The following is a 15,864-nucleotide window of genomic DNA, read 5'->3' on the forward strand; positions in this document are numbered from 1 at the left end:
TAATAGGTTATTTTTCTTTTTTCTTCAGCCCGAAGAAGAAAGGAAAAGCAGAACCGACCAAGAAGGTGCCGAATAAAAACATGCCGCCGATAAACACGTGGAAATTTGTGTGTCCGGCCGTAAACGCCGTGATTAGGGAAATGATACTGAGCACGATCATGGCAATGCCGGGCGCGACTCTCATTTTTCCCTTGGATTTATGGGCAGCAACAGAACATAAAATGCCGATAACAATAGGAACAATCCACAAATAAAACAGAATAAATACTGACATCATCAAAACTCCGATTTTTCTTCTATCATAACAAATTTCTGTCAAAAAGGGTATCAATGAGCTTTTGCGGAAAAATAAAAACCGGCTTTAGAAGCCGGTTTTTTTATCGAAACGTATCTACAATTAAAAACACATTCAAAGCAACGATCAATACAGCAATCAGCCAAGACACCACTGTGATCCATTTGGCGTTGATCAGAGATCCCATGATCCGTTTATTGCTTGTAAACATAATAAGCGGAATGAGGGCAAAGGCGATCCCGAAGGACAGCACGACCTGGCTCAGTACGAGAGCGGTCGTCGGATTAACACCTGACGCGATGATCAAGATCGGCGGAATGATCGTGATAAAACGCCGTACATACAGCGGAATGCGGTAGTTGATAAATCCTTGCATAATCACGTCGCCTGAAAGTGTGCCGACAGACGAACTGGATAGACCGGCAACGAGCAGCCCGATCCCGAACAAAGCCGCAGACATAGGGCTGACAAGATGTCCGAATTGCTGAAATGCGACGTCGAGATCCTCAACAAACAGGCCGTTTTTGAAGAATAATGCGGCAGCCACAATCAGCATACTTGCATTAATAGCCCCTGCAATCAGCATCGCTATTAAAATATCAATAAATTCAAACCTAAAGATTTTTTTCCGTTCTGCATCAGTTTTGCCAACCACCCGCCGCTGTGTAAGGGCAGAGTGTAAATAAATGGCGTGCGGCATAACAGTTGCGCCAAGAATACCCGCTGCAAGAAGCACACTGTCGGTGCCATGAAACGCCGGGACAAAAAGGCCCTTCATCACTGACACGGCATCAGGCTTTGCGAAAAAGGTCTGCAACGCAAAGGCGATCACGACCACAAACAGCATACCGGCAATACCTGCTTCAAGTGAGCGATAACCACGGCGCTGAAGCTCCAATATCGCGAAAGAACCGATCGCCGCAATAATAGACGCTTCAAGCATCGGAATGCCGAACAGCAAATACAGTCCCAGAGCCGCTCCGATAAATTCCGCCAGATCAGTTGCGATAATGACCAACTCGCCCTGAATCCATAATCCGATCGAGACAGGCTTCGGGAATTCTTCACGGGCAACCTCAGGCAGATTTTTGCCTGTCGCAATACCGAGTTTGGCGGATAGGGATTGAATTAAAAGCGCCATGATATTGGAAAATAAGATCACCCATAAGAGCATATATCCGTATTTAGAACCCGCCGAAATATTCGTTGCGAAGTTGCCGGGATCAATATAGGCAATGGCTGCTATAAATGCAGGGCCGAGAAAAGGGAGCAGCCCTCTGAATCCTCTGATTTTCCCGTCAAGCGCATCTTGGACGGCTTTGGAACGGGGAGATTGTGCTGTGATGTCCTTGTTCATCATGTCTCACCTGAATTCTGTTTGTTTTTGCCGTACAACAAAGAGTTTCCTTAAGGCAAATTATTTTATCTACATCATATGACCATCCCGGTTTCTTGTCAACCGAAAATGTTCAAAATACACTTCTGAATTTTTCCCTGTTATGTAACATGATATGTAGGGATTCGTGATAAGGTCCCATATAAAAAGACATCGTTTCATTTCGAAACGATGCCTCCTGTATCTAATGAGTCTAGGCTTCCTTCCGCAGCCCGCGGAATATAAGGCCCAGCAAGAACACGAAGATGGCTGCCCCGATGATGGCCGGGAAAATAGCAAAGCCGGCGAGGCTCGGTCCCCATGTGCCAAGAAGTCCGTGCCCAATCCAAGCGCCGATCAGCCCGGCAATCATAGAGCCGAAAATTCCTCCCGGCAGCCGGTTTCCTACAATGGCGCTCCCAATTAATCCGATAACAATTGCAACAACTAATGAAACCAAAAAGCTAAGCATCATGATCACCTCTCATAAATGATTTACCAATCAATAACCGCTCCTGATCATTTCGAAACACTTGAAAGCATATTCCTTTATGATCCTGTTTTAATCTTTCTCTGCACACTGCCGTCAGCTAAATGAACAATGACCTCAGTGCCTTTATGCGCCGCGATTTCCTTTGCCCGTTCAATCGCTTCTTTCTTTGTATCCTTGATTTCAGACACACGTTTGGCGCCCTCGGCTTTGACTGCCCAGCCTTTTTTATGCTTAATAACATGCTCTGCTTTATTCATGAGCTCGGGGCCGCTGCCGCTGCTTGGATCAGCATCGCGTTCTGTCTCATCATCATGCGTCAGGAAATCATCAATTTCATCTGTAGAGGCGTTTTCCGCCCATTCCTTCGCTTTGCTTGTCGCAATTGGAATCGCGCGCCCTTCCTCATAGCCTTCATCAATCATCGCATTCGCAATGTCTATCGCCTTTTTTCTCACCGGCTTCTCAAGATTTTTTAATGAAGCAGGATAATCCTTCATCGACCAAGGCATGTCTATCACTCCTTTTCCTTTTATAAAAATGGTACCCGCAGGTGAAAAATAAAAACGCATCCGAAAAAATGAAGGTATACTATATAGTAGAAAAAACGGAAGGGAAGTGCGGGTTGGGTGCCAACAGAACGAAAAGAAGACTTACATCAGCAATTAAAAGAGATAGAGAAATGGGAAAAAGATCAGCAAAAAGTCTGGTTTTGGGAAAAGCTCAGCCGTCTCCCGTTTCAACTCCTGGACAAGCTGACACCAGAATTCATCCAGAAAAAGATCGGCAAGCTCTTGGATGAGGTCGGCAGCTTTGTTCAAACAGGCGGACAGTACCTGACATCTGAAAAACAGATTATCAGGATGTTTCAAAAGAAACTGCCGGAGGAGATCTTTGAATCGCTGGAGGACATCCGGAAAGCGCCTCTTCCTGTCATGGATGAAATTGCGGAAGGAATGGGCAAAAACAGAACCAACGCAGCAACCGTTCAAGGCGCGACAACCGGTGTGGGCGGCGTGTTTACGCTGGCGGCAGACATTCCGGCAGTGCTTGGCTTATCACTAAAAACATTACAGGATATCGCAGTCGCATACGGCTATGACCCAAAGGAGAAAAAAGAACGAGTCTTCATTGTGAAATGCCTGCAGCTTACGTCGGCTGATGTTGTCGGCAAAAGATCGATTTTGCAGGAATTAAAACACTACGATCAAGACCGTACATATAAGAATGTCGCTTCTCAAATCCAAGGCTGGCGAGAAGTCGTTTTGGGCTATCGAGACACGTTTGGCTGGAAAAAACTTTTCCAGATAGTGCCGGTTGCCGGAATGGTTTTTGGCGCCGCTGCCAATCGCTCAACATTAAACGACATTACCGAGACAGGCATGATGCTGTACAAAAAGAGGCGCATTCTTGAACGACTGAAAGAAACAGAACGAGAGATGGAATAGCAGAAAGCAGACGGACACCGCGATCCGCCTGCTTTTTTTAGTGGAAACATACCCAATGTGTTTTGTTTGTTTAAAAGAATTGTGAGCGGGAATACAACAACCAACACCAATTAAAGGAGGAATTCAAAATGGCAGACAATAACAAAATGAGCAGAGAAGAAGCAGGTAGAAAAGGCGGAGAAACAACAAGCAAGAACCATGACAAAGAATTCTATCAAGAGATTGGTCAAAAAGGCGGAGAAGCCACTAGCAAAAACCATGACAAAGAATTCTATCAGGAAATCGGCGAAAAAGGCGGAGAAGCCACTAGCAAGAACCATGACAAAGAGTTCTATCAAGAAATCGGTGAAAAAGGCGGAGAAGCCACTAGCGAAAATCATGACAAAGAATTCTATCAAGAAATCGGCCGAAAAGGCGGAGAGGCAACAAGCAAAAATCATGATAAAGAATTCTACCAAGAAATTGGCTCAAAAGGCGGAAACGCCCGCAACAACGACTAATCAAAAGCATAAAGGCAGACAACCTGTAAATAAAAAAGCGATCCGGCACATCAGCTGGATCGCTTTTTTTTGGAATCTTCTCAATTTATGCCGCTATTGAGATACAATAAGTGAAAAAGGGGTTTTCGCTAATGTCCAAGATGCAAAACTTGCTCGCCATCGCAAATGAAGTCAAAGAAAAGCACGCCAATTTTTCAATCTCAGAGGTCAACGACCACTGCGTGCGCCTTGCGGTGTTTACGGGAGAATATGACTGGCACCATCACCCTGACTCAGACGAATTGTTTATTGTTCTTGAAGGGGAGCTGCTGATCGATTTTAAGGACAAAGAAACCGCGGTGCTCAAAGCAAATGACAGCCTGCTGATCCCTAAAGGCACGGTTCACCGCACACGCTCTTACGTCAGAACGGTAAATCTCTGTGTGGAGCATAAACAAGCCGAAACCGTCATCATAGAGGAGCAGCCATGCTAATCAAAAAGATGATATGTGAAGTAGATGCTGCAAACGCTGAAGCATTTGCAAAAGCGCAGTCACAGTGGGAAGCGTTATCGCATATAAGCGGCTTTATCAAACAGGCCGGCGGCTGGCGAAAAACGATAGACGAGCCGCTCACCGCAGAAATCATCAGTGTATGGGAAAACAGAGAAGCCTATGATCATTTTATGGAGAACGAACATGACAGCATATACGAGGAAAACGATCAGAAGGCTGTAATTCTTTCGATAGAGGTGACGGTGTACGAAGAGGATAAACCGTTCGTTCACGATCTGTTACATAACCCCGATATCCGGTACGAACCAAACTGGACGGTTCTGAAGGCATAATCAAAGCCCAAAACATCATGTTTTGGGCTTGTCTCTTTACTCGCGTCCCGGAAGTGTATTATGAACAAAAGGCGGTGCTGGTTTTAACTCCGGTTTTTCTCCAAACGTTTTTGCTTCTTTCACATATTCAAAGGCTTCTCCGTCCGGCGCTTTTTCATTCAGCCAGTTTTGCTCGGCGCTTACTTCGCCTTCAGAGAAATTGATAAGCTGATGTGAGAACTCTTGTTTTTCGAGCGCTTTCGGGAATGTACCCGGCACAACCGGACCTTCCTGTGCTTCTAATTCTTTAATGGCGGCGAGCCATTGGTTCTGGTGCATCGTGTCACGCGCCAGCAGGAAGCTGAGCATATCTTTGACGCCTTTGTCATCCGTCATTTCAAACAGGCGTGCGACCTGCAGACGGCCCTGAGATTCCGCATTCAGGTTGGCGCGGAAGTCTGCCAGCAGGTTTCCGCTTGCTACGATATAACCGCCGCTCCAAGGTACGCCTGTACTGCTTTCCGGCATGGCGCCAAGTCCTGATACAATCGCATGGTGAGGGTTCATGCCGCCTAGGATGGAGCCGATGACCGGATCTTCAGCAGCTTTTTCCTGCTGATCAAGAGGGGCATCCTCAAGAAGTCTGGCAATCATCGTTGCGATCATTTCAACATGCCCGAGCTCCTCAGTTGCCGTATCCATCAGCAAGTCCTTGTATTTTTCATTTCCTCTTGTGTTCCAGCCTTGAAATAAGTACTGCATGGCAACTGAAATTTCTCCGAATTGCCCGCCTAAAATTTCTTGCATTTTTTTAGCGAATAATGGATCTGGACGATCTGGTTTAGCAGGATGCTGCAGCATTTTTGTGTGCTTAAACATGTACCCATCTCCTTTTTCGTTTATCTCTTTTTATATTTCCGATCGATAGAAAGATAAACGAAAAACAGCGTATCGAGATGGGAACTATGAATCTTTTCGCAGCTCCAACAGTTCCCGGATCAGCTCCCGGCCAAAGATGGGCTCATACTGCCGGTAAACAGGGTCAAGACGCTTCATCCATTCTTGTTTCTCTTTATCTGACAGCTCATAAATATGTATAGCAGAATTCTTTTTGATTTCTTCCAGCTGCTCCTTGTTCATTTGTTCGGCATACGTTTCATTCCACTCCGTTGTCTCCTTCATCGCTTCAGTCAAAATGCGTCTTGTTTCTGGTGTTTGCGCCTTCCAGAAGTGTTCATCAGTCATGACAGCGTAGCCGAGATAACCGTGGCTGCTTATTGTCAAATAGTCCTGAACATTATAAAATTTTTTAGAATAGATGTTTGAAATTGTATTTTCTTCGCCATCGACTACATTGTTTTCTAACAGCTGAAAGGTAGAATTGAAGGATTCCTGATGAGGTGTTGCGCCAAGCAGCTTGAACTGATCCTCAATCACATCGCTTTGCATAATGCGCAGATCCTGCCCTTTTAAGTCATCCGGTGTTTTGACCGGCCCTTGATTTGTTGTGATTTGCTTAAAGCCGTTCGTCCAATAGGCCAATCCTTTCAATTGGTTTTTCTTTAGAGAATCAAACAGCTGTGTGCCGATGCTTCCGTTCAGCCCTTTTTTGACGGCGTTGTAATCTGTAAATGCATACGGCAGATCCAGCACTCCCCATTCAGGCGAGAGCATGCCGAGCTTCGATGTGGAGGGGGCGATAAATTGAACATCGCCGTTTTGCAATGCTTCAATTTCTTCAATGTCCGAGTACAGGCTTCCATTCGGAAATACTTCTATTTTTATTTTTCCGCCTGATTTTTCGTTCACCAGATCAGCGAATTTATTGGCGGCCAGCCCTTTTGGCGTATTTTCAGCAACCACGTGGCTGAATTTAAACACGATTTGATCCTGCAGGCCTTCCTGGTCGTCATCATAAACAATCTTTTTATTGCCGGTATGATCATGGAATCCGATAAATAAAGCGGTTGCAATTCCAGCGATCATCAGTGCGAGACATGCAAGCAAACTCTTCATGAAAAGCCCTCCCCTATGTTAAGGATAATGGGGGCTATGACATTCGTAAAGACCTGAAAGGAGAAGCTGATGAACAAAAAGAAGCTCTCAATCCGTTGGAAAATCACGATCTTATCCTATATACTCGTCATTTTCTCCTTTTTGATCGGCGGCATTGTGCTCATCGGCAACATTCAGCATACAGAGGAGCGGGAGCTGAAAAAGCGGCTGATGAATACGGCCCGGACGGTGTCAGAGATGACAGAAGTGAAAGAAGCCTTGGCGCGAAAAAAACAAACAGAAGCGGTTCGCCATGCGGTTGAAGAAATCAGGATGATTAATGAAGCAGACTATATTGTCGTCATGGATATGAATCACATCCGATATACGCATCCTGTCAGCACAAGCATTGGCAAGAAATCAGAAGGTGCAGACGAGGAGGCAGCTTTTGCGGAGCACATTTATTTCTCTGAAGCAAAGGGCGAGATCGGCACGGCGGTTCGCGCTTTTTATCCGGTAAAGGATCAAGACCTGAACCAAATAGGCGTGGTGCTTGTCGGAAAAACGCTGCCGGGGATCGCTGACATCCTGCTTCATTTAAAGCGTGATATCGCCTTCATCGTTGTGCTGACACTCGGCTTTGGCCTTGCTGGTTCCTTTTTGCTGGCCCGCCATATCAAAAAACAAATGTTTCAGCTTGAACCCCATGAGATTGTCCGAATGTATGAAGAACGGACAGCGACGTTTCACTCGATGAATGAAGGGGTGATCGCTATTGACAATCGTCTCGTCATTACGATCTTCAATGAAAAAGCGAAACAGATCTTTGAAGTGCAGGGGGATCTAATCGGCAAGGTGATTTGGGAGGTTCTCAAGGATTCGCGCCTGCCCGAAATCGTGGAGCGGAACAAAGCGGTTTATAATGAAGAAATTCGTGTCAGCGGTAAGGTGATCATGAGCAGCAGAATTCCGATCGTCATGAAGAAAAAAGTGATCGGCGCCGTTGCGATTTTTCAGGACAGAACGGAAGCGGCCAAGATGGCAGAGGAATTGACTGGTGTCAGAAACTTTGTGGAGGCGCTCCGTGTCCAAAACCATGAGCATATGAATAAGCTGCACACGATCGCCGGTCTCATCCAGCTGGGGAAATCTGAAAAAGCCTTGCAGCTTGCATTCCAGGCGTCAACTGAGCAGGAAAATGTGACTGAATTTCTGCACCGCTCGATTCAAAATGACGCTGCGGCAGGCCTTCTATTAAGTAAAATCAGAAGGGGAAGAGAGCTCGGCATTGCTGTTCATATAGATGAAAACAGCAGTCTTCAGCAATTTCCCGAGCATGTTGATCAGCATGATATTGTCGTGCTTTTGGGGAATCTGATTGAAAATGCCTTCGGCTCATTTGAAACCGTTCAATCTGAAGACAAACGAATTGACATTAGTATCGAACAAACAGATGATATCCTTGCTATTTTAATAGAAGATAACGGCTGCGGAATTGAACCGACACATATGCCTCGCCTTTATGACAAAGGTTTTACGGTCAATAAAACTGGCGGCACAGGCTATGGCCTGTATCTAGTGAAACAAATCATAGACAAAGGATCGGGCACGATAGAAGTTGATTCACATGCGGGGCAGGGGACATCTTTTTCTATCGTTTTTCCAATGAAGGGGGAGGAAGCACAGCATGGCTCGTAAAGAATGGAAGGTTCTGCTCATTGAAGACGATCCGATGGTTCAAGAGGTCAATAAGGATTTCATTACAACTGTTAAAGGCGTTACTGTCTGTGCAACGGCAGGAAACGGAGAGGAAGGCATGAAGCTGATTAAAGAAGAACAGCCAGATCTCGTCATTCTCGATGTGTACATGCCGAAAAAAGACGGCATCAAGACCTTGCAGGAGATCAGAAAGCAAAAGCTTGAAGTGGATGTCATTGTCGTCTCCGCTGCAAAAGACAAGGAAACGATCTCACTCATGCTGCAAAACGGGGCGGTTGACTATATCTTAAAGCCGTTTAAGCTTGAGCGAATGAGACAGGCACTCGAAAAGTACAAGCAATATAAACAAAAAATCGAAGCGAATGATACGCTGTCCCAGGAACAGCTCGATGCGATCCTGAATATTCCGCAGCAGGCCGTACAGGATCTGCCGAAAGGGTTGAATCACTTCACGATGAATGAAGTCACTGCTTTTTTGAAACAGCAAACCGCATCCCTTTCTGCTGAAGAGGTTGCCAAGGCGCTCGGCATCGCCAGAGTGACAGCCAGACGATATCTTGATTACTTAGAAAAAACCGGGATCATCAAATTGGACGTTCAATACGGCGGAGTCGGCCGGCCGGTCAACCGCTACGTGTTAAAAGGATAAACCTGAGACCAAAAAGACCAAAATGTCCGTTATGATCATAAACTTCCCCAGACTGTATGAAAACGCTATCATTCTAGTAAGAAAGACACAAAAGGCGAATAGGACAGGGGGATGAAGGATATGAAACTGTTTAAAAATTTAACAGTTCAGGTCATAACCGCGGTCATCATCGGGGTCATTGTCGGGCTGGTCTGGCCGGATGTCGGCAAAGAAATGAAACCGCTTGGTGATACATTTATCAACGCTGTTAAAATGGTGATCGCACCAATCATTTTCTTCACAATCGTTCTCGGGATTGCAAAAATGGGCGATATGAAGAAGGTTGGAAAAGTAGGGGGAAAAGCGTTTATCTATTTCGAGGTTGTCACCACCCTCGCACTCATTATCGGTTTATTTGTCGTCAATATTATGAAGCCGGGTGCGGGTCTTGATTACAGCAAGCTTGAAAAAGGAGATGTATCACAATACACGCAAAATGGCGGTCAGGGAATCGACTGGATTGAATTTATTACACACATTGTTCCGTCCAACATGGTTGATGCCTTCGCAAAAGGGGACATTTTGCAGGTCTTATTCTTTTCTATTCTTTTCGGAGTGGGTCTTGCGGCATTAGGCGAAAAAGGAAAAAGCGTCATTGATTTCTTCGACAAGGTTTCTCACGTTTTTTTCAAAATTATCGGCTACATTATGCGTGCCGCGCCAATCGGGGCATTCGGGGCGATGGCGTATACAATCGGACACTTCGGGCTCGATTCCATCAAACCGCTGGCAAGCTTAATGATGTCTGTTTATATTACGATGTTCCTGTTCGTATTTGTTGCTTTAAATATCATCTGCAAGCTTTACGGATTCAGCCTGTGGAATTACCTTCGCTTCATTAAGGATGAGCTTTTGATCGTGCTTGGCACAAGCTCTTCCGAATCGGTGCTTCCGCGTATGATGGATAAAATGGAGCGCTACGGCTGTTCCAAATCCGTTGTCGGGCTTGTTATTCCGACGGGCTATTCGTTTAACCTCGACGGCACATCCATCTATTTATCAATGGCGACTGTCTTTTTGGCACAGGTGTTTGGAGTAGACCTCAGCATCGGCCAGCAAATTACGATTATCCTCGTTCTGATGCTGACATCGAAGGGAGCGGCAGGTGTGACGGGAAGCGGATTTATCGTCCTTGCCTCAACGCTGTCAGCGCTGCAGGTCATTCCGCTGGAGGGGCTTGCACTCCTGCTCGGGGTCGACCGTTTCATGAGTGAAGGAAGAGCCATTGTGAACCTGATCGGAAACGGAATCGCCACGATCATTGTTGCCAAAAGCGAAAATGAATTTGATGAAGCAAAAAGCATAGAGGCTGTTGAAGGCATGAAAAAAATGAAAACAGCAGTCTGAAAAAAGAACGGCCCATCCATGGGCCGTTTTTTTAATTGTTTAAGAATTATTAAGGTAAGGACAGAGACCTCAGCATTTTTTTGTTATATAATTTACAAATGGATACTATATTGAATGAAGGACGTTTGTCCTAACAGGAGTGTATAAATGGCCGCTTTAGTTAAATTTTTTCAGCACCCGGGAGTAAGGCGTTTCTCCATCTTTGTCGTGTTAACTGGTGTGTTATATCTATTTAAGAGCATGATCAACTTAATATTGCTTACCTTCATTTTCACATTTCTAATGGATCGTTTGGAGCTTGTCGTGCGGCAGTTTGTAAGCCAGTTCTTCCGCGTGAGCCAGCGGGTTGTCATTACGTTTCTTTACATGTTGCTGGCTGTGCTGCTTACAGTCGGGGGCTTTGTGTTTTATCCGGTCGTCGCGGCGCAGATCCAGCAGCTGGTAAAGCAGATTAAACATATTGCGTATCATCCTGACAGCATCCCTTTCTTTGATGAGATCACCAGTGTCTTCGGAGATATTAACATCAGTTCATATGTCAAAGAGGGCTTCAATGTAGTGTATACGTATCTGGCCGATATCAGCACATTCGGCTTGCAGGTCGTGATGGCGCTCATTCTTAGCATGTTTTTCTTATTTGAGAAAAAACGGCTTTCTGAATTCATGGCGAAATTTAAAACGAGCAAACTTAGGGTCTTTTATGAGGAGATTGCTTTTTTCGGAAGCAAATTTGCAAGAACGTTCGGCAAGGTGCTCGAGGCTCAATTTATCATTGCGCTCGTCAACTGTATTCTGACGTTTATCGCGCTTTGGATTATGCATTTTCCGCAGCTGTTTGGGCTTTCGATTATGGTGTTCTTCCTTGGATTGATCCCTGTAGCAGGCGTCGTCATTTCCCTGATTCCGCTCAGCATTATCGCCTACAGCACTGGCGGTGGAATGTATGTGCTCTACATTGTCCTTGTCATATTCGCCATTCATGCGATCGAAACCTATTTCTTAAATCCGAAGCTGATGTCGGCGAAAACAGAGCTGCCAATCTTTTTCACCTTCACAGTACTCATTTTCTCTGAACACTTCTTCGGCATTTGGGGTTTAATTATCGGGATTCCGATCTTTGTGTTTCTCCTTGATATTCTGGATGTCACCAACAAGGAAGATAGGTCTAAAGGACCCCGAGAGAATAGCGATAAAAAGTAGTTTAAAATCGAATAATGAGTGTGCCTCGATCTGCCGGCCTGCCTGTTCAGGGCATGGAATTAAGACTCGGAATCGGAGCTTGGCATTGCCTTGCACAGTGGTGAACACAACAGGTGACAATGCTTGTCATCAGTACGGAAACTGAAAAGAACAAACAGTCGGAGCAAACGCTCATCATCGGTTTAACCAAACATTTGGAAGCAACAAATGCTATAATACAAACAGTGCCTAATGTTGGGCACTGTTTATTTTTTGTCGAAAAAGGAGGAAGGCTTTATGGCTGAGCCGATTTTACATATTGAAGGCCTCGATAAAAAAATTGGGTCTAAACAGATTTTAAAACAGATCAGCATGGACGTCATGGAGGGTGAAATCATCGGCCTTCTCGGTCCGAATGGTTCCGGAAAAACAACACTCATCCGTATCATCGTCGGGCTGTTGAAACAAAACAGCGGAAGCGTGACAATCAGCGGATTCCAGCATGATACAGAGTTTGAAAAAGCGATGGAAGCGGTTGGAGCGATTGTTGAGAACCCTGAGTTCTATCCGTACCTGACAGGCTGGGAAAACCTCAAGCACTTTGCGAATATGCACAAAAAAATAGCGGATGAACGGCTTGATGAAGTGGTGGAACGTGTCGGGCTGACGTCAGCGATTCATGATAAGGTGAAAACCTATTCCCTTGGGATGCGCCAGCGTCTGGGAATCGCCCAGGCAATTCTTCACCGGCCGAAGCTTCTCATTCTAGATGAACCGACAAACGGCCTCGATCCTGCGGGGATGAAGGATTTTCGGGATCATATTAAGGAACTCGCAGAAATGGAAGGAACAGCTGTCCTGTTCGCCACTCATTTATTGCGCGAGGTTGAAGACTTGTGCGACCGTGTCATCATCATTCAAAAAGGTGAGATCAAAGCGGAAGTCAGCTTACAAGGAACCGATCAAACCACAGAAAAAGCGATTATAGAAGTGCAGCCGCAAGAAAAAGCGCTCAATTGGCTGACAGGCAATCAATATCAAGCTGAGAGCCAAGACGGGACGATTGTAGTTGAGGTGGCAAAAGAAAACATACCGGAGCTGAACCGATCACTTGTCGGACAAGATCTGAATGTATTTTCCATTACGCCTTACACGCAGTCACTGGAAGACGAATTTATAAAAGCGACAACAGCTCATCAAGAGGAGGGAGAAGAGCTTGTCTAAATTAATTTGGAATGAACATATGAAACTTTTTAATCGGAAGGTCACTTTGGTTTCTCTTATCCTGATGGCTGTCTTTCAATTCTTCATGGCATTGATCATTAAACGGATTGTCATCAGTGCCGGAACAGATGAAAACTTCATCGGCTATTTATCGTATACACCGAGCCTGAACATTTTGCTGCAGGCTTTAACGATCGTAATTGCAGCAACAATTGTTTCGATGGAATTTGATAAAAAGACGATCAAATTTTTGCTCATTCGTCCGGTTAAACGCCAAAAGGTCTTTTGGTCAAAATTAATCACAGTCGTGATGGTCAGCTTCTATTTGTATTTGGCATACTACATTCTGGCATTATTATTCGGTCTCTTGTTTTTTGGCACATCGGTGACTGCGGAATCAAAGACATTGCTGGTCAACACCTTGGCGCTGATCGGGTCAAACTGGCTTGAAGCTGTAATGATGGGATTATTCGGGCTGCTTTGTTCTTCGCTGTTCCGCAATAGCGCGGTAGCAGTTGTTGTTTCTTTTGTCGTTTTATACGGAGCGAGTACACTTGTTCAGCTCATGAAGTTGTTTGAAAACAAGTGGGGCAGCTTTTTGCTTTTTGCGAACACTGACTTTACGCAATACAGAAGCGGAGAGACAGCGTTGTTTTCAGGCATGACGCCATTGTTTTCAATTGGAATTCTCATCATACATGCCATATTCTTCATCGTTGTTGGCTGGTGGTGCTTCTGTAAACGGGATGTTCGGGTCTAAAGGCAAGGAATGACATTTTTGTGAAAAAGCTCACGTAAATCAATATCATTTGATATTTTGGTTTATACTAAAGGTACTGACGGAGGTGTCTCGATTGAGGAACTTTATTACCGCTTTACCGATCGTATTGCTGCTTGGATTCTCATTTGTGTCATTCATGTTTCAGTTTGAACATCTTGTTTATTTCAGGCTCGCGCTTGGGTTGTTTTCTCTCGTGGGACTGTACATGATATATAAAATGAAGACGGGCATCCGCTATTTTATCATCTATCTGTATGCCAGCTGGATTGTGTTGGCCGCAGTGACCGCTTTTGAAGAGCCGATTTTCTCAAGCTTTTTCTTTGGCGGCCTGGTGATGACGATGGGTTACCTGACATATATGCTGATTTATCTCGGCATGAAACAAGACCGGGATGCAAATCCTGTGTAATCGCGCTGTTCCCTTGGGGAACGGCGTGTTTTTCTATACTGGGCAAAAGGTTAACAGTTGCGGAAAAATGGCAGGAAATCTATAATACATATTAAATTTATCGGAATTAAAACTGGGGGGCTGCCGGATGTCATTATTTATACAAAACGATCAACAGCGGCAATGGATGGAGAAAATCGGACGGATTGCGGATGAATTTCAGCAAACAGCTGCTGAAGATGACGAACAGGGACGTTTTCCTGCAGAGAAAATACAAAAACTGCGTGATGCTGGGTATACAGCATTAACATTGCCGGCATCTCATGGCGGAGGGGGCATTTCTGTTTACGATATGCTCTTGTTTCAAGAACGGCTTGCACGGGGAGATGCTCCGACGGCTCTTAGCATCGGCTGGCATTTGAGCGTGATCGGGGAGCTTGGAGAAGGCAACAGCTGGGATGAAGACGTATTTGCATTTGTTGCCAAGGAAGTCCAAAACGGAGCCGTCATTAACAGGGCGGCGACTGAAGCGAAAACCGGAAGCCCGACAAGAGGAGGGCGTCCCGGTACACACGCCGTCAAAAAGGATGGCAAATGGGCAGTGAACGGGAGAAAAACCTTTACGACGATGTCACAAGCTCTGGATTATTTTTTAGTAACCGCATGGATTGAGGACAAACAAACAACAGGCGTGTTTCTCATTCATAAAGATGATCCCGGCTTGTCGATTGAAGAAACGTGGGATATGATGGCGATGCGGGCGACTGGGAGCCATGACCTTGTACTGAACGAAGTAATGCTTGATGAGAATAAGCTGGTGGAACTGCTTCAAGGGCCTCGTGGAGCTAAGCCGAATGGCTGGCTGCTTCACATTCCTGCGATTTATCTTGGTGTGGCTCAAGCTGCTCGTGACTATGCAGTGCAATTTGCATCTGAGTATTCTCCAAACAGCTTGAATGGACCGATCAAGAATGTCCCGGCCGTACAGCAAAGAACAGGCGAAATGGAGCTTGAACTGCTCAATGCCAGACACTTTCTTTTCCATATCGCTCAATTGTATGACGATCCGGTGCGGCGTCCACACTTGACCAGCGAGCTCGGTGCGGCGAAACATATCGTCACAAACGCTGCGCTGTCTGTTGTTGATAAAGCGATGAGAATTGTCGGGGCCAAAAGCCTGGAACGAACCAACCCGCTTCAGCGCTATTACCGTGATGTGCGCGCCGGTCTTCACAACCCGCCGATGGATGACGCCGTGATACACAAGCTGGCAGCTGAAGCGTTTGAGTCATAAAAAAAAGAGCCTTACCGGCTCTTTTTATGTATTGTTTTGCTCTTGCAGATTTTTTTGATGCTTGCGGTCGATCCTGTCATAAATAACGTTCATCAGCTTTGGATTGCCCATAATCGCCTCTTTGTTTTCCTGGATCAGCTGTTGGTAAGTTTTCACTTTACGCTTCGGCATGCTCCGGCGCCCTCCTGACATGTTTGTATTCACTTTCTAACTCCGTCAGCGACAATTCATACAGATGACGCTTTGACTTTTTGTATATACCATTCTGTATTAACAGATGAATGAGCTGTTTTTTTCTGATTTCTGCAGACTGAGGTGTCATTGTGTCACCAACCT

General features: G+C 45.4%; 20 protein-coding genes. 12 read left to right on the forward strand and 8 right to left on the reverse strand.

What is annotated here, in order from left to right:
- Positions 1–7: 7 nt before the first annotated feature.
- The 4 genes from NST22_RS02475 to NST22_RS02490 form a co-directional block, all read right to left on the reverse strand.
- Positions 8–274 (reverse strand): hypothetical protein, encoded by a 267-nt coding sequence (locus NST22_RS02475; RefSeq protein WP_009966591.1) that lies wholly within the window; start codon positions 272–274, stop codon positions 8–10.
- A gap of 103 nt (positions 275–377) precedes the next feature.
- Entirely contained in the window at positions 378–1,655 is a 1,278-nt protein-coding gene (locus NST22_RS02480) for an Nramp family divalent metal transporter (protein WP_003234364.1), read from the reverse strand.
- A gap of 229 nt (positions 1,656–1,884) precedes the next feature.
- Positions 1,885–2,142 (reverse strand): GlsB/YeaQ/YmgE family stress response membrane protein, encoded by a 258-nt coding sequence (locus tag NST22_RS02485; protein ID WP_003246519.1) that lies wholly within the window; start codon positions 2,140–2,142, stop codon positions 1,885–1,887.
- A 77-nt stretch (positions 2,143–2,219) separates the two neighbouring features.
- Positions 2,220–2,672: a DUF2188 domain-containing protein gene (locus NST22_RS02490; protein WP_003246574.1), complete on the reverse strand. Its 453-nt coding sequence runs from the start codon at positions 2,670–2,672 to the stop codon at positions 2,220–2,222.
- Positions 2,673–2,789: 117 nt separating this feature from the next.
- Between NST22_RS02490 and NST22_RS02495 the strand changes: the two genes are divergently transcribed.
- The 4 genes from NST22_RS02495 to NST22_RS02510 all read left to right on the forward strand — a co-directional run bounded on the left by NST22_RS02495 (position 2,790) and on the right by NST22_RS02510 (position 4,934).
- Complete coding sequence (locus tag NST22_RS02495; protein WP_003246628.1) at positions 2,790–3,608, forward strand: EcsC family protein; 819 nt, start codon at positions 2,790–2,792, stop codon at positions 3,606–3,608.
- Between the two features lie 128 nt (positions 3,609–3,736).
- Positions 3,737–4,108, forward strand: a complete 372-nt coding sequence (gsiB, locus tag NST22_RS02500; protein WP_003246542.1) for a glucose starvation-inducible protein GsiB — start codon at positions 3,737–3,739, stop codon at positions 4,106–4,108.
- A gap of 131 nt (positions 4,109–4,239) precedes the next feature.
- Entirely contained in the window at positions 4,240–4,581 is a 342-nt protein-coding gene (locus NST22_RS02505; RefSeq protein ID WP_003246564.1) for a cupin domain-containing protein, read from the forward strand.
- The gene (locus NST22_RS02510; RefSeq protein ID WP_003246730.1) at positions 4,575–4,934 is read left to right on the forward strand and encodes a YdbC family protein; all 360 of its coding nucleotides are present in this window, start codon (positions 4,575–4,577) and stop codon (positions 4,932–4,934) included. The genes NST22_RS02505 and NST22_RS02510 overlap by 7 nt, the downstream gene beginning before the upstream one ends.
- 36 nt (positions 4,935–4,970) lie before the next feature.
- Here NST22_RS02510 and NST22_RS02515 read toward each other — a convergent pair whose 3' ends face one another.
- Together NST22_RS02515 and dctB are read right to left on the reverse strand one after the other, a co-directional pair.
- Positions 4,971–5,792 carry a manganese catalase family protein gene (locus tag NST22_RS02515; RefSeq protein WP_003234352.1) on the reverse strand — a complete coding sequence of 274 codons (822 nt, stop codon included), beginning with the start codon at positions 5,790–5,792 and terminating at the stop codon, positions 4,971–4,973.
- A gap of 84 nt (positions 5,793–5,876) precedes the next feature.
- Positions 5,877–6,929, reverse strand: a complete 1,053-nt coding sequence (dctB, locus tag NST22_RS02520) for a C4-dicarboxylate TRAP transporter substrate-binding protein DctB (protein WP_003234350.1) — start codon at positions 6,927–6,929, stop codon at positions 5,877–5,879.
- A 69-nt stretch (positions 6,930–6,998) separates the two neighbouring features.
- On the opposite strand from dctB, the gene dctS reads away from it, so the two are divergent.
- The 8 genes from dctS to NST22_RS02560 all read left to right on the forward strand — a co-directional run bounded on the left by dctS (position 6,999) and on the right by NST22_RS02560 (position 15,528).
- The gene (gene dctS, locus NST22_RS02525) at positions 6,999–8,606 is read left to right on the forward strand and encodes a two-component system sensor histidine kinase DctS (RefSeq protein ID WP_003234348.1); all 1,608 of its coding nucleotides are present in this window, start codon (positions 6,999–7,001) and stop codon (positions 8,604–8,606) included.
- Complete coding sequence (gene dctR / locus NST22_RS02530) at positions 8,596–9,276, forward strand: two-component system response regulator DctR (protein WP_003234347.1); 681 nt, start codon at positions 8,596–8,598, stop codon at positions 9,274–9,276. Before dctS ends, dctR begins: the two co-directional genes overlap by 11 nt.
- Positions 9,277–9,396: 120 nt before the next feature.
- On the forward strand, positions 9,397–10,662 hold the full coding sequence (gene dctP / locus NST22_RS02535; protein ID WP_003246626.1) for a C4-dicarboxylate transporter DctP: 1,266 nt from the start codon (positions 9,397–9,399) through the stop codon (positions 10,660–10,662).
- A gap of 147 nt (positions 10,663–10,809) precedes the next feature.
- Positions 10,810–11,862 (forward strand): AI-2E family transporter, encoded by a 1,053-nt coding sequence (locus NST22_RS02540; RefSeq protein WP_003246523.1) that lies wholly within the window; start codon positions 10,810–10,812, stop codon positions 11,860–11,862.
- A gap of 276 nt (positions 11,863–12,138) precedes the next feature.
- Positions 12,139–13,065 carry an ABC transporter ATP-binding protein gene (locus NST22_RS02545; protein WP_003246573.1) on the forward strand — a complete coding sequence of 309 codons (927 nt, stop codon included), beginning with the start codon at positions 12,139–12,141 and terminating at the stop codon, positions 13,063–13,065.
- Positions 13,058–13,825 carry an ABC transporter permease gene (locus tag NST22_RS02550; RefSeq protein WP_003246631.1) on the forward strand — a complete coding sequence of 256 codons (768 nt, stop codon included), beginning with the start codon at positions 13,058–13,060 and terminating at the stop codon, positions 13,823–13,825. The genes NST22_RS02545 and NST22_RS02550 overlap by 8 nt, the downstream gene beginning before the upstream one ends.
- A 94-nt stretch (positions 13,826–13,919) precedes the next feature.
- Positions 13,920–14,255 carry a hypothetical protein gene (locus NST22_RS02555; RefSeq protein WP_003225151.1) on the forward strand — a complete coding sequence of 112 codons (336 nt, stop codon included), beginning with the start codon at positions 13,920–13,922 and terminating at the stop codon, positions 14,253–14,255.
- Positions 14,256–14,382: 127 nt separating this feature from the next.
- On the forward strand, positions 14,383–15,528 hold the full coding sequence (locus tag NST22_RS02560) for an acyl-CoA dehydrogenase family protein (protein ID WP_003234334.1): 1,146 nt from the start codon (positions 14,383–14,385) through the stop codon (positions 15,526–15,528).
- 24 nt (positions 15,529–15,552) lie between these two features.
- Here the strand turns inward: NST22_RS02560 and fbpB are convergent, their stop codons facing one another.
- Complete coding sequence (gene fbpB, locus NST22_RS02565; RefSeq protein ID WP_010886410.1) at positions 15,553–15,732, reverse strand: Fur-regulated basic protein FbpB; 180 nt, start codon at positions 15,730–15,732, stop codon at positions 15,553–15,555.
- Complete coding sequence (locus NST22_RS02570; RefSeq protein ID WP_003225157.1) at positions 15,686–15,850, reverse strand: Fur-regulated basic protein FbpA; 165 nt, start codon at positions 15,848–15,850, stop codon at positions 15,686–15,688. The genes fbpB and NST22_RS02570 overlap by 47 nt, the downstream gene beginning before the upstream one ends.
- Between the last annotated feature and the right edge of the window lie 14 nt (positions 15,851–15,864).

The sequence above is a fragment of the Bacillus sp. PS237 genome (assembly GCF_037963345.1).
Classification (GTDB): Bacteria; Bacillota; Bacilli; order Bacillales; family Bacillaceae; genus Bacillus; species Bacillus subtilis.

Bases quoted from the DNA above. Each gene is read 5' to 3' on its own strand.
- dctS (WP_003234348.1), top strand. From the start codon at position 6,999: ATGAACAAAAAGAAGCTCTCAATCCGTTGGAAAATCACGATCTTATCC.
- NST22_RS02490 (WP_003246574.1), bottom strand. From the start codon at position 2,672: ATGCCTTGGTCGATGAAGGATTATCCTGCTTCATTAAAAAATCTTGAG.
- NST22_RS02570 (WP_003225157.1), bottom strand. From the start codon at position 15,850: ATGACACCTCAGTCTGCAGAAATCAGAAAAAAACAGCTCATTCATCTG.
- NST22_RS02475 (WP_009966591.1), bottom strand. From the start codon at position 274: ATGTCAGTATTTATTCTGTTTTATTTGTGGATTGTTCCTATTGTTATC.
- dctP (WP_003246626.1), top strand. From the start codon at position 9,397: ATGAAACTGTTTAAAAATTTAACAGTTCAGGTCATAACCGCGGTCATC.
- NST22_RS02560 (WP_003234334.1), top strand. From the start codon at position 14,383: ATGTCATTATTTATACAAAACGATCAACAGCGGCAATGGATGGAGAAA.
- NST22_RS02510 (WP_003246730.1), top strand. From the start codon at position 4,575: ATGCTAATCAAAAAGATGATATGTGAAGTAGATGCTGCAAACGCTGAA.
- dctB (WP_003234350.1), bottom strand. From the start codon at position 6,929: ATGAAGAGTTTGCTTGCATGTCTCGCACTGATGATCGCTGGAATTGCA.
- NST22_RS02505 (WP_003246564.1), top strand. From the start codon at position 4,240: ATGTCCAAGATGCAAAACTTGCTCGCCATCGCAAATGAAGTCAAAGAA.
- NST22_RS02515 (WP_003234352.1), bottom strand. From the start codon at position 5,792: ATGTTTAAGCACACAAAAATGCTGCAGCATCCTGCTAAACCAGATCGT.
- NST22_RS02480 (WP_003234364.1), bottom strand. From the start codon at position 1,655: ATGATGAACAAGGACATCACAGCACAATCTCCCCGTTCCAAAGCCGTC.
- NST22_RS02485 (WP_003246519.1), bottom strand. From the start codon at position 2,142: ATGCTTAGCTTTTTGGTTTCATTAGTTGTTGCAATTGTTATCGGATTA.
- dctR (WP_003234347.1), top strand. From the start codon at position 8,596: ATGGCTCGTAAAGAATGGAAGGTTCTGCTCATTGAAGACGATCCGATG.
- NST22_RS02540 (WP_003246523.1), top strand. From the start codon at position 10,810: ATGGCCGCTTTAGTTAAATTTTTTCAGCACCCGGGAGTAAGGCGTTTC.
- NST22_RS02545 (WP_003246573.1), top strand. From the start codon at position 12,139: ATGGCTGAGCCGATTTTACATATTGAAGGCCTCGATAAAAAAATTGGG.
- gsiB (WP_003246542.1), top strand. From the start codon at position 3,737: ATGGCAGACAATAACAAAATGAGCAGAGAAGAAGCAGGTAGAAAAGGC.